General features: G+C 28.0%; 11 protein-coding genes. 5 read left to right on the top strand and 6 right to left on the bottom strand.

Translation table 11 applies throughout. The features are described 5' to 3' along the window. Positions 1 to 13: 13 nt before the first annotated feature. The 3 genes from IPK18_11105 to IPK18_11095 all read right to left on the bottom strand — a co-directional run bounded on the left by IPK18_11105 (position 14) and on the right by IPK18_11095 (position 2,152). A complete protein-coding gene (locus IPK18_11105; GenBank protein ID QQR97408.1) occupies positions 14 to 1,033 on the bottom strand; it encodes a hypothetical protein in 1,020 nt (339 codons plus the stop codon). A 4-nt stretch (positions 1,034 to 1,037) separates the two neighbouring features. Further along, complete coding sequence (gene mazG, locus IPK18_11100; GenBank protein QQR97407.1) at positions 1,038 to 1,811, bottom strand: nucleoside triphosphate pyrophosphohydrolase; 774 nt, start codon at positions 1,809 to 1,811, stop codon at positions 1,038 to 1,040. A gap of 119 nt (positions 1,812 to 1,930) precedes the next feature. Beyond that, the gene (locus IPK18_11095; protein QQR97406.1) at positions 1,931 to 2,152 is read right to left on the bottom strand and encodes a hypothetical protein; all 222 of its coding nucleotides are present in this window, start codon (positions 2,150 to 2,152) and stop codon (positions 1,931 to 1,933) included. 162 nt (positions 2,153 to 2,314) lie between these two features. On the opposite strand from IPK18_11095, the gene IPK18_11090 reads away from it, so the two are divergent. The 5 genes from IPK18_11090 (at position 2,315) to IPK18_11070 (ending at position 8,577) form a co-directional block, all read left to right on the top strand. Further along, positions 2,315 to 3,577 carry a HAMP domain-containing histidine kinase gene (locus IPK18_11090; GenBank protein ID QQR97405.1) on the top strand — a complete coding sequence of 421 codons (1,263 nt, stop codon included), beginning with the start codon at positions 2,315 to 2,317 and terminating at the stop codon, positions 3,575 to 3,577. Positions 3,578 to 3,579: 2 nt separating this feature from the next. Further along, positions 3,580 to 4,272: a response regulator transcription factor gene (locus IPK18_11085; GenBank protein QQR97404.1), complete on the top strand. Its 693-nt coding sequence runs from the start codon at positions 3,580 to 3,582 to the stop codon at positions 4,270 to 4,272. Between the two features lie 56 nt (positions 4,273 to 4,328). Then, positions 4,329 to 5,693, top strand: coding sequence for a magnesium transporter (mgtE, locus tag IPK18_11080; protein ID QQR97403.1), 1,365 nt, complete (start codon positions 4,329 to 4,331; stop codon positions 5,691 to 5,693). Positions 5,694 to 5,713: 20 nt separating this feature from the next. Then, complete coding sequence (locus tag IPK18_11075) at positions 5,714 to 6,943, top strand: hypothetical protein (GenBank protein QQR97402.1); 1,230 nt, start codon at positions 5,714 to 5,716, stop codon at positions 6,941 to 6,943. A gap of 185 nt (positions 6,944 to 7,128) precedes the next feature. After that, positions 7,129 to 8,577, top strand: a complete 1,449-nt coding sequence (locus tag IPK18_11070) for a DEAD/DEAH box helicase (GenBank protein ID QQR97401.1) — start codon at positions 7,129 to 7,131, stop codon at positions 8,575 to 8,577. Here IPK18_11070 and IPK18_11065 read toward each other — a convergent pair whose 3' ends face one another. The 3 genes from IPK18_11065 to IPK18_11055 form a co-directional block, all read right to left on the bottom strand. Beyond that, entirely contained in the window at positions 8,578 to 10,212 is a 1,635-nt protein-coding gene (locus IPK18_11065) for a M23 family metallopeptidase (GenBank protein QQR97400.1), read from the bottom strand. A 96-nt stretch (positions 10,213 to 10,308) separates the two neighbouring features. Next, positions 10,309 to 11,250, bottom strand: a complete 942-nt coding sequence (locus IPK18_11060) for a hypothetical protein (protein QQR97399.1) — start codon at positions 11,248 to 11,250, stop codon at positions 10,309 to 10,311. A gap of 2 nt (positions 11,251 to 11,252) precedes the next feature. Beyond that, positions 11,253 to 12,686, bottom strand: a complete 1,434-nt coding sequence (locus tag IPK18_11055) for an MBOAT family protein (GenBank protein ID QQR97398.1) — start codon at positions 12,684 to 12,686, stop codon at positions 11,253 to 11,255. Between the last annotated feature and the right edge of the window lie 7 nt (positions 12,687 to 12,693).

The following is a 12,693-nucleotide window of genomic DNA, read 5'->3' as shown; positions in this document are numbered from 1 at the left end:
TAACTGATGTGTACTAAAAAAAATTAAAATTAATAGTTGAGTTTAATATTATATTTTCTATTACATATATAATAAAATAAAAATGAAATACAGGCAACGCTAATGACATTTTACGTAAGAAAACATTTTCAGTATATTCTATAAACTTGATAAAATACAACAACCATATCAACAACAATAATCTAACTATAAATACGCCTAAATTGCTTCCTAAATATTTTGATGCATATAATGATGATGAGAATAATTTGAAATTATAAAAATCTGAAAATATATTTGTATGATTAAATAATACTTCGCAACCTACAACAAACAAAGCAATTAATAAATATGCATTTCGTTTATTGTAAGACAAATAATACCTAACAATTTTTGTATAATAATATACGCATGCAAGAATTAAAAAGCCACACATAAAAATTATAAAATATGGTGGATGTTTTGTGCTGTCTAATGCTTTAATAGAAAATAGTTTTTCGCCACTTACACTATAAACTGAATTTTCTTGTTCTGTAGATTTTGTAGTAATAATTACTTTATCTAAAATGCTATGGTCAAATGCAAAGCCATTAACCAAATATTGATTATTGATAGCATATTGATAATAAACTGGAATTAAAATGATTAACTGATGTTCTAAATCTGGCAAAAATTTATGTATTGTAACATAAAATCCATTGCCTTGTTTTACAAATCTATTTTCGCTATCATAAATTATCTTCGGATTTTTTAATATCGTTTCATTATCTGACCAAAAAAACAAATTATCTTTTGAGTAAATAAATAATTGCAAATCATTTTTGCTCAATTCTGCTCTTAGAGTATTTAGATAATTTAAGTCTGTATAATTTGTTAGAAATTTATTACTATTAATTAATTCAGTTGCAACATTTTCTTTGTTGTTCACTAATTTCTGCACAACTTTCTTGGCTGTCTGTATATCTACATTATCTAAAAAATAATAGTTAATTCCAAGTAAGATAGACAGCAAGGACAACAGAATAACTAATCTATATGTATTTTTTACATTCAATTATCTATATTTTATTTTCTTTTGCCATTTCCCACAATGCATCTAACTCAGTCAATGTCATTTTATTTAATTGCAATTGGTTTTCTTGAGCATAATTTTCCATCTTCTTAAATCTAGTTATAAATTTCTGATTTGTTTTTTCTAATGCAACTTCTGTATCTATTTTCAAAAATCTGGCATAATTTACCAATGAAAATATGACATCACCAAACTCTTCTTCAATTTTATTAGTATCTTCAGTTGCTTCTGCTTGCTTTAGTTCTTCCAATTCTTCCAATACTTTTTCCCAAACTTGCGATTTAGTTTCCCATTCAAAGCCTACATTTTTTGCTTTGTCTTGAATGCGTAATGCCTTATTCAATGGTGGAAGTGAATTGGGTACGCCTTGCAATACAGATTTTTTTCCTTCTTGTAGTTTTAATAATTCCCAATTTCTTTTTACTTCATCATCATCTACAACTTCTACATTTCCATACACATGTGGATGTCTGTGAATTAATTTTTCGCACACATTATTCAAAACTTCTGCAATGCTAAACTTTTCTTGTTCTGCAGCTATTTTACTATAAAAAACTAAGTGCAAATACAAATCACCCAGTTCTTCTTTGATATTTGTCCAATCTTCTTGCAAAATGGCATCAGCCAATTCATAAGTTTCCTCGATGGTCAAAGTTCTAAGAGTTTGAATAGTTTGCTTTTTGTCCCACGGACATTTTGCTCTCAAATCATTCATAATATTTATCAACCTATCGAAAGCAATTAAATGTTCATTGTTCATGCTATAAATATAAGCACAAAAAGAAATAGTATAGAATAATAAAAATGTAAAATTATTTAAATAATTTATACATTTACCTCATCAAAAAGCTATTACAAAATGATAGTTACCTATTTTGGCTATAGAAAATTCAACTTATTAATACAATGTGCTACTATCATCACATTGTCGATTCTATTATTTATTGCTTCGCTGATATTTTCTTTAGACAAAGTAACAACAAGTACCTTATTGCAAACACCTATTTTATTTTTTATTGTAAGCAATACAGTTGTGGGCGTTTTTACGAAAGAGAAATACATTTCATATCTAATCATATCATTTATAATATTTTGCACCATTCTTCTATCCTACTATTTAATTGTAAATTATGTTTACCAAACTTTTAATATAGCACCAGAATTAAAAGTTATGCTACTAAGTATCTGTGTGTTTTATTTATGCACTCAATTTTTGGCTAATGTATACAAAGCTGTCTTATTTTTAATCAATCGTATTGATGAATGAAAAATAGTGTCATTAGAAATATCATCATTTTGGCTTTTATTTCATTAGGTGGAATTATTATTACTCAAATATTTTGGGTAAAAAAGAATTTTGATTATAAAAACGAAAAATTTAGCAATAATACAATCATCTCAACAAGAAATGTAATTAATAAGATTGCCGTTCAAAGTAAAATCGAAGATGTTTTCTTTAAAATTGACCAACCTACTGAAAATAATTTCACTATTATTTTCAGCAAACCTATTCCACTCAGCAATTTTGAGAGAGCAATATACAAAGAGTATAAAATAAATAATATTAGAACAAATATTGATTATACAATTAAAGACTTCAATAATTTACAAATTAAGCGAGGACAGATTGATATGACTCAGAAAGAATTCAAGCCAATCAATTATCAATTTGGTAGTATTGTACAATATATCAACATTACACTAGACAAAAACACCAGCATTTTATTAGATGATGACATTAAACTACTAATTTTCTTTTCATTTGTATTAATTGTAGTTCTTGGATTTTTTAGTTATACTATCTTAATAATATTAAGACAAAAACAACTCACGCAAATCAAAACAGATTTTGTAAATAACATGACACACGAATTTAAAACACCTATTGCAACAATTGGATTATCTAGTAGCGTATTAATGAAAGATGACATCATCAACCATCCAAGAAAACTAAAACACTACGCATCAATTATAAATGAAGAAAACGAAAGATTAAAAAGCCAAGTTGAAAGAGTACTTCAAGTTTCGCAAATAGAATCCAACAAGATCAGCTTAAGTATAAGTATCATAAATTTACATGAACTAATCATTGAAATATGTAAAAACTTTGAACCAAGAATTATTGACCTAAATGGAAAGCTAGAAGTAGTTTTAAATGCAAATAATTATTTCATAAAAGGCGATGAAATACACATTAAAAATATTGTATTCAATCTATTAGACAATGCAGTGAAATACAGCAAACAAGAGCCAATTATTAGTGTAAAAACAAGCAATCAGAAAGAATTTGTAATTATTGATGTAGAAGACAATGGAAAAGGCATTAGCAAAGAAAATCAAAAGAAAATATTTGAGAAATTTCATCGTTTAAGTAGTGGAAACCTACATGATGTAAAAGGCTTTGGATTAGGGTTATTTTATGTTAAAAACATGATGAAACAACATAAAGGTTTTGTAACTTTAAGAAGTGAAGCGAATATAGGTTCTACATTTAGACTTTGGTTTCCATTCTATAAAAACAACTAAATATGACACAACAACAATATAAAATATTATTAGTAGAAGATGACAACAATCTAGGATTTGTAATCAAAGACAACTTAGAAGAAAAAAACTACAATGTAGTACATTGTGTGAATGGCGTAGATGCAGAGCGTGAAATATACAAGCAAGATTTTGATATGTATATCTTAGATGTCATGTTGCCAAAAAAAGATGGATTCACGCTCGCATCAGAAATCAGAGAGAAAGGCAACAACACACCTATTATTTTTCTTACTGCAAAAGAAATGCAAGAAGACAAACTAAAAGGCTTGAGCATAGGTGCTGATGACTATATGACAAAACCATTCAATTTCGAAGAATTGATACTTAGAATGGAAGCTATTTTTAGAAGAATAAAACAACCAGAAGAAACAAGTAGAGTCTATAAATTTGGAAAATGCACACTTGATGCAAATGATTTGAAACTTACAATTGCAACAAAAGAAAAATCACTCACCAAGAAAGAAACAGCACTTTTAGAACAATTGGCAATAAACATCAACCAACCAATTAGAAGAGAAATTTTACTCAATAAAATTTGGAAAGATGACAGTTATTTTGCCGGAAGAAGTATGGATGTTTATATAACCAAACTAAGAAAATATTTAAGTGATGACAATACAGTTGAAATACAAAATACGCATGGAGTTGGTTTTAAATTAATTACAACAGCCTAAAAATTAATTAAGAATATACACCGAATTCCTTATTTTTACAGCTTAGGCAAGCGTGTATGTTTCAAGAAGCAAATATCTTATTAAATAATAAAAACTGGTTCAAACTCAGAACTGAATTAGTTGCTACGCACCCAAGCCAGATTGCTGAATTTATTGAAACACTTGAACCTGAACAACAAGTAATTGTATTTAGAATTTTGCCAGTAAAAATTGCGGCACGTACATTTGAGCATATTGAATTAGAAACACAACAAAGTTTACTCAAATCTTTAGGACAAGTAAAAATGGCAGACATCTTAAATAATATGTCGCCAGATGACAGAACACAACTATTAGAAGAACTACCATCACACATACTTAAAAAAACGCTCAATCTATTATCAGATGAAGAAAGAAAGGTAGCATCAAGCTTGTTAGGCTATCCAGAAAATTCAGTTGGTAGAATGATGACACCATATTATGTTGCAATCAAATTAGATTGGACAGTAGAACGTGTGTTAGAACACATCAGAAGATATGGCAAAAGGAGCGAAACCGTAAATATGCTATATGTTGTTGATGACAAAGGAAAATTAATTGATGACATTAGAATTGGGCATGTTTTATTTGCTGATCCACAAACATTAATTGCAGATTTAATAGACCAAAGATTTGTCTATGTAACAGTAACTGATGATATAGAATCAGTGATTACACTTTTTAAACAATATGACAGACAAGCACTTCCTGTGCTCACACATGATAAAACATTAGTAGGCATCATTACATTTGATGACGTGATGGATGTGGAAGAAGAAGAAAACACAGAAGACATGCAAAAATTTGGTGGTATGGATTCATTAGAATTACCATACATAGAAACACCACTTTTGGAAATGGTAAAAAAGAGAGCTGGATGGCTTACCTTATTATTCTTGGGCGAATTACTAACAGCATCTGCCATGTCGCATTTTGAAGAAGATATTGCAAAAGCAGTTGTGTTGGCATTATTTGTTCCATTAATTATCTCAAGTGGTGGCAATTCAGGCTCACAAGCAGCCACACTGATTATACGTTCATTAGCAATTGCAGAAATTACACTCAAAGATTGGTGGTATGTAATGCGCCGTGAATTTTTATCAGGATTAATTCTTGGATTAATTTTGGGTGTATTTGGATTTCTCAGAGTATTTATTTGGAATGAAGCAACACATATTTATGGCGAACATGCAATATATATTGCCATTACTGTTGGCTTAACACTTGTTGGAATTGTAATGTGGGGAACTTTGTGTGGCTCCATGTTACCATTTGCACTTAAAAAATTAGGGTTTGACCCAGCAACTTCATCAGCACCATTTGTAGCTACACTAGTTGATGTAACTGGACTTTTACTATATTTTTACATTGCTACTTTAATTTTACACGACAAAATATTATAATATTTTTTTTAGAAAGTTTTATGGCTCAAAATAATAAAGCACAGCACGCATTTTGTCTACACCCAGAAAACATAAGCAACCAAGATGATATTTTTAGCGTTTTAGAAATTATAAAAAACAAAAACAATCTTAGTCGTTTTGAAAACTACACTCTGGATGAAAACATTCTAAAATATCTACGATTTACTAAAACGGAACAAGCAACTTTTGATTTATTTACAAAAGAGCATCATCATTTTAGAAAAAATGAAATTATAAAATTCTTTAAGAAACAAAAATCTGGTGGTAATCTTGAAAACTATTTACCAAAAGCATACAACAGAGAATTGTATGACAACTTAAAATTAGTAATTGAATATGGTAAAGAGAATAAATTATACCAAAGAATACTAAACCCAAAAACAGGAAATTATTTAATTTCATCGTGTAGTATTTCAGACATCAAACCTACACTTGAAATTAACTTATACAAAAGGACAAAAGACAAGTTTACATTTAGTATTAATATAAATATTGACAACAATACTTTTCCAATAGATGATGTTGAATGCTATGAATTTTTAATAAAAAAAGAAAACACTTATTACCTTTTAAAGATTGATGACTACTACAATCTTATTTGGCTGTACAAAGAGCTCAATCAAAACAACACTTTTGACGAACAATACTTGCTAAAGAATATTGTAAAAAAAATAGAACATCTATACAAAATTAATGGCAAAGAAATATTTAGCAAGAATTTAATTGATGTGGCTCCAAAAAACTGTATCTATTTTAGTGAAGTAAATAGTGGCGCTTTTTTGATGCTTACACCACAATTTAGATACGATAATATTTTAATTGATGGCACATATGCACCTGAACACGAAACAAGTATTGATGGAAAAATTTATACTATAAAACGCAACGAAACTTTAGAAAATGATTTTATTAGTTATATAAAAAGCAAACATCCAAATTTCTCTAAACAACTCAATAATTACTATTATTTATCTTTTGATGAAGCAAAAAAGAAAAATTGGTTTTTAAAATTATACCATGAATTATTAGAAGAGAATGTAGAATTAATAGGCATGGATATGTTAGGAAATTTTAGATATTCTAAACATTCCATACAAACAAAATTTGAAGAATTAAAAACGATAGAAAATATTATAGAAGCCAAAATGCAAGTATCATTTGGCGATGAAATTATTTCTTTATCAGAACTACAAAAACATTATTCAATCATCAAAGAAATATTTTATTAAAAGACAATTCTATTGGCATCATTACAGAAGAGTGGATTACCAACTATGAACTAATTATAAAACATAGTAAGATTGAAAAAAATAAAATCATTATTCCAAAATGGCTTTTATTACAACACGAAGAAATTAAACAGCTTGCAGAATTAAAATTCATAATCAAAGATGATTGGCGTGAAAAATGGAACTTGTGGCAACAAATAGAAACAACAGTTTATCCAGTTCCAAATAGTATAAAAGCAACACTAAGACCATACCAACAAAAAGGATATGAATGGCTTTGTTTATTAGCTGAAATCAATGCTGGTGCATGCTTGGCAGACGACATGGGACTTGGTAAAACCATTCAAACAATTTGTTTTATTGCCAATCAATTAGAAAAAAATACATTAGAAAAATTTATTATCGTTTGTCCTAGTTCATTGATGTATAATTGGAAAAATGAATTAGAAAAATTCTTACCAAGTGCCAATGCTTTTCTGTACTATCAACAAAATAGAGATTTTACAAGCTTTTTAGAATCTGGAGCCAACATTATGATTGTACCATATTCTACATTGCGTGCTGATATTGAAAAAATAAAAAACACACTTTGGAATACAATTATATTAGATGAAAGTCATAATATAAAGACATATTATGCACAAACTACAAAGGCAGTTTATCAAATTATTGCAAAACACAAAATTGCATTGAGTGGAACACCAATCATGAATAATACATTTGATTTATATGCACAGTTAAATTATCTATTGCCAGAATACTTAGGTTCTCAAGAATTTTTTAGACAAGAATATGTATTGCCAATAGACAGAGATAAAAATGAAGAAAAAACAATTGCATTACAAAAAATAACAGCACCATTTATTTTAAGAAGAACCAAACAACAAGTAGCCACTGATTTGCCAGAAAAAACTGAGCTAGTTTTGTGGTGTGATATGCATGATGAACAGCAAGAAGTGTACAATACCATAAAAGCACAGATACGAAAGAGTATATTTTTAAACATACAGAACGATGGTTTAGCAAAAAGTAAATTAAATATTCTACAAGGAATTATAAAATTAAGACAAGTATGCTGCTCTCCTACGCTACTCAAACAAGATGATATTGGCACGACATCATCTATAAAAATTGATATGCTATTAGATGAAATCATCAACAATTTATCTAAAAATAAAGTTTTGGTGTTTTCTCAATTCAAAGGTATGTTGCATTTAATTGCTGAAAAATTAATAGAAAACAATATTCCTTATTTTCATTTTGATGGCGACACAGCTGTGGAAGATAGACAAAAAATGGTTGCTGCTTTTCAGGAAGATGACAGCACAGAAAGAGTATTTTTAATGAGCTTAAAAACAGGAAATGCTGGAATAAATTTAACTGCAGCTGATTATGTATTTTTAGTAGATCCATGGTGGAACACAGCTATACAACAACAAGCAATAGACAGAACACATAGAATTGGACAAACAAAAAATGTATTTGCTTACAAAATGATTTGCAAAAACAGTATAGAAGAAAAAATAATATCTATACAAGAAAGAAAACAAGTAACATCAGATGCATTAATAGTTGCTGAAGAAAATTTTGTAAAAAATCTTACTCAAGAAGACATTGCTTATTTGTTTGAATAATTATTTCTCATAAGTTGAAATATTATTTTTCTTATCTATAACAACTAATTTTAGTTTAGTACCTTTTATGCTTGTATATGATTGAATGCTATTATTTTTTGCATCGTAATAAATTGGCGTCCACTTATCATCTACATATAAATTATAAGTTAGAATGCCAGATTGTTTATCTTCAATAAAAGCAGAAAATTGATTGTTTTTAAAAACAACAGTAGAAATTGTTAGTGCAATAGTATCGTAATCTAAATAAAATTTGCCCAATTCTTTATTTTGTGCAATAAAATTATCATTATGCACAGTAGTACTTAGATAATTTTTTTTATTATCATTTTCTAACACAACACATAATTTATATTTATTTTTTAATGTAGAATTATTGATTACAATTTCAGCTGAATTATGCAAAGGTGTTTCGTCTTTATACAATTGTACAATAAATTTTTGTTTAGTAGTATCTACATCATAATGCAAATATTGTTTATCATAAAAAGTATTCTTATTCCAAATTATTTTAAAATTACCAACAACTACACTATCTTTTTGAGATGCTGAAACTAATCTTTTATTTATAATTTTTGCAATTTCATTTTTGACATAATTATTTTTCCTATGACAAACATTTATATAATGCACCGTTTTATTTTGATTATAATCATACGCATATATTGTTAGAAACATTGTATCATTTGGCAATATTGTATATATTTTTTTATTTTGATTCGTGTAAATTGGTAAAGTATTATTGGTTAATTGAAAACAATTATAGGCATACACATTCTTATTATGCAAGTAATAATTATAGTCAAAAAACACATTACACGCTCTTGTCGAATTAAAATCTATTTTTTGAATATCATATTCAAATAGCAAGCTATTTCTTTCAAACACTTCTATTTTTTGTATACCATTTTTATTCTGCGACAATTCATTTTGTTTATCATAACCTTGCACAGCAAATGTAAAATATGGTTGCTGCACATACACAACTGATGAATTCTGTGTTACAAAATCAGATGCCTTGTACACGTTCATGGTATCTAACACGAAATTTTCATTGAAAAATTCCTTTATTATTATTTTTTGAATACTTGGCTTTGTGCTATCAACAAACATATCTGAACTATAAAAATCCAAAGGATTTCTTGCCATTTCAGAAACAGTTTCTCTAATTTCAAAATGCAAATGTGGCGCAGTACTACCACCAGAATTGCCAGAAAATGCTATTGTATCAGCTTGTTTTACTTTAAATTTATTTTTCTCTAATACGATATCTATTTCATTAGTTTGATTTGCATACATGTATGAAAGCGCCAAACTATCCAATAATTTATTAAACTTTTGTAGATGTGCGTACACACTAGTGTATCCATTTTGATGTTCAACATACACAACTTTTCCATAGCCAAAAGGCGATATCTTTATTCTTGAAATAAAGCCATCAGCAACAGCAAATATTGGATAACCTTCAACTTTATTAGTTTTAATATCAATACCTGAGTGAAAATGATTGGTGCGTGGTTCTGCAAAACTTCCTGCCAAATCAAAAGGTAAATTTATTGGCGAAATAAAATGACAAGCTAATGGTTCTATTAATAACTTATCATTTGACTCACTTCTTTCATCAGCAATAGGCACTTGCGATTTTTGCGTGCATGAAACTACTGTTAATAAGAACAAGAATAAACTCGAATACCTAAACAACATGTACAAATATAAGAAACAACTACAAGATTATAATTTTGATTTCAAGTGTGCGCACAATTTTTCTGTATGCTCGTGCTGTTCCTTTTCTCTAAGATGATAAGGAGAATCGAAGAAATACTCCTTGTCTGCAACAGCATCAGATGGAAAATTCAAATACATCACATTTTTAAAATTACTTTTAAAAGATTGTAGAAACAAACTATCATCTAATTGAATAGTTAATGCTTGTTTTGCTACTGCTGGAAAATTTACAAAGAAATTTATCTTGTTTTCAGTGCAAAATTTTTGGTAATTACTTAAAAACTCAATGGCATATTGATTAAAATTAGTGTCAATTTGTATTGGGAAACTCACATAGTTTATTTTTCCTTTAGCGTGAATAATGTCTCCATATTCATTGTGATGTTTTTTAATAAACAATTCTTTTTGTTGCTTATTTCCAATTACAATCCTGATAACTAAAATTTCCAACAATGCTTTATAATGCATAAAAGATTGTGATAAAAATGATTGTAAATAGTTTAGATCTTTAAAGTTTTGATTAAAAACACCATTATAAACTGACATCAAATGTGTACTTTGGTAATTACCATACAAACCACTTTCTGTTTGCAACATGGCATATTCTGGCGAAAGAATAACAATATCATCTTTATTCAAATATGGTTTAATATAATTTAGCGAATGCATTAACCCAACATTGCCTTGCAAACTAGCATTTATCACTTCATATTCAGAGAAATGTTTTTTTATGATTGGAGAATAATAGCAAAACTTACCATTTGAGCCACCAATAATAATTATCTTTTTTTGATGTTGATGTTGTTGCAGCAATGGTTGTTTAAATTCATACAAAGCAGCTAAATAACTTCCATTTGTTATTTTTTTTGACAACAACAAATACAACAATACACTTGCAAAAAGTGGTATCGATAAAAATTTTATTGTTTTTAAAATAAATTTATTCATAGCTAAAATGCAAAGTATATAAAATCTGTTTTTTGATGCTTAGATATAAAAAACCAAATACATATTAGAATAATATAATAAATAAGATATCTCCAAAAATTACGCTTAATATTTAGTTTTAATACTATATCTTGTTGTCTTTGCTTCCATTCTATTAACACAAATACTATAATTATAAAAATTACTTTTATATATCTTCCTTCAAAATCTAACCATGATGTTGAGAACATTAGATATATATATTCAAATGCATTTTGTGTACTTTCTGCTCTAAAAAATATCCAAGCAAAACAAACTAAAATGAATGTAACAATTACCTGCACAAATTCTTTCATTGATGGAAAAAATCTTCCTTGTGCAACTATATCTAAATTATTTCTGTTTGTCTTGAGCAGAACAGAAGGCACAATATATAATGCATGAAGAAAACCCCAAACAATAAATGTAAAATTAGCACCATGCCAAAATCCACTTACTAAAAAAATAATAAATGTATTTCTAATCGTATTAATCATACCATTTTTACTACCACCTAACGGAATATACAAATAATCTTTGAACCATGAAGACAAAGAAATATGCCATCTTCGCCAGAACTCAGCTATACTTCTTGAGAAATATGGATAAGAGAAATTTTTGAGTAATTCAAAGCCTAACAATTTTGCTGTACCTAAGGCAATATCTGTGTAGCCAGAAAAATCACCATAAATTTGAAATGCAAACAACACAGCACCAATTGCTAATGTAATTCCAGAGCTATCTGCTGGCTGATTGAATATTTCATTTACATATTCTGCACATGTATCTGCTATTACAATTTTCTTAAAGAAACCCCATAAAATTTGTTTTAATCCATCTGTTGCCTGTGTATAACTAAACACCCTTTGTTTTTTTACTTGTGGCAGAAGATGTGTGGCTCGCTCTATTGGACCAGCTACCAACAATGGGAAAAAACTAACAAATACAGCATAATCTATAAGATTCTTTTCTGCACTAATCTTATCTTTGTATATATCTATTACATACGATAAGCCATGAAAAGTATAGAAAGAAATTCCAACTGGCAAAACTATATTTAATAAATAAAAATTTGAATGTAAGCCAAAATATGCTAATAGCTCTTCAAATGATGAAATAAAAAAATTATAATATTTAAATACACCTAAGAAACCTAAATTAATAACAATACTTAGCCACAGCCATCTTTTTTTGATGTTGTGATTTTTAGCTTTACTCATTTTTATTCCTGTGAAGAAATCTAATAAAATAGAAAAAGACAAAAGAAATAAAAACTTCCAATTCCACCAACCATAAAAAAGAGCAGAACCTACTAGAATAAGTAGGTTCTGATTTTTTAGATTATTTCTACAAACCTTCCAATACAGTAGAAAAAATACTACAAAAAACAATATAAACTCTAAAGAATTAAAAAGCATTATAAAA

The sequence above is a fragment of the Sphingobacteriales bacterium genome, assembly GCA_016699615.1.
GTDB lineage: Bacteria > Bacteroidota > Bacteroidia > Chitinophagales > JADIYW01 > JADJSS01.
Note: the sequence above shows the minus strand (reverse complement) of the source record. Positions and strands in the feature narration are given on the sequence as shown.

Bases quoted from the DNA above. Each gene is read 5' to 3' on its own strand.
- IPK18_11090 (QQR97405.1), top strand. From the start codon at position 2,315: ATGAAAAATAGTGTCATTAGAAATATCATCATTTTGGCTTTTATTTCA.
- mgtE (QQR97403.1), top strand. From the start codon at position 4,329: ATGTTTCAAGAAGCAAATATCTTATTAAATAATAAAAACTGGTTCAAA.
- IPK18_11060 (QQR97399.1), bottom strand. From the start codon at position 11,250: ATGAATAAATTTATTTTAAAAACAATAAAATTTTTATCGATACCACTT.
- IPK18_11075 (QQR97402.1), top strand. From the start codon at position 5,714: ATGGCTCAAAATAATAAAGCACAGCACGCATTTTGTCTACACCCAGAA.
- IPK18_11055 (QQR97398.1), bottom strand. From the start codon at position 12,686: ATGCTTTTTAATTCTTTAGAGTTTATATTGTTTTTTGTAGTATTTTTT.
- IPK18_11095 (QQR97406.1), bottom strand. From the start codon at position 2,152: ATGGTGCAAAATATTATAAATGATATGATTAGATATGAAATGTATTTC.
- mazG (QQR97407.1), bottom strand. From the start codon at position 1,811: ATGAACAATGAACATTTAATTGCTTTCGATAGGTTGATAAATATTATG.
- IPK18_11085 (QQR97404.1), top strand. From the start codon at position 3,580: ATGACACAACAACAATATAAAATATTATTAGTAGAAGATGACAACAAT.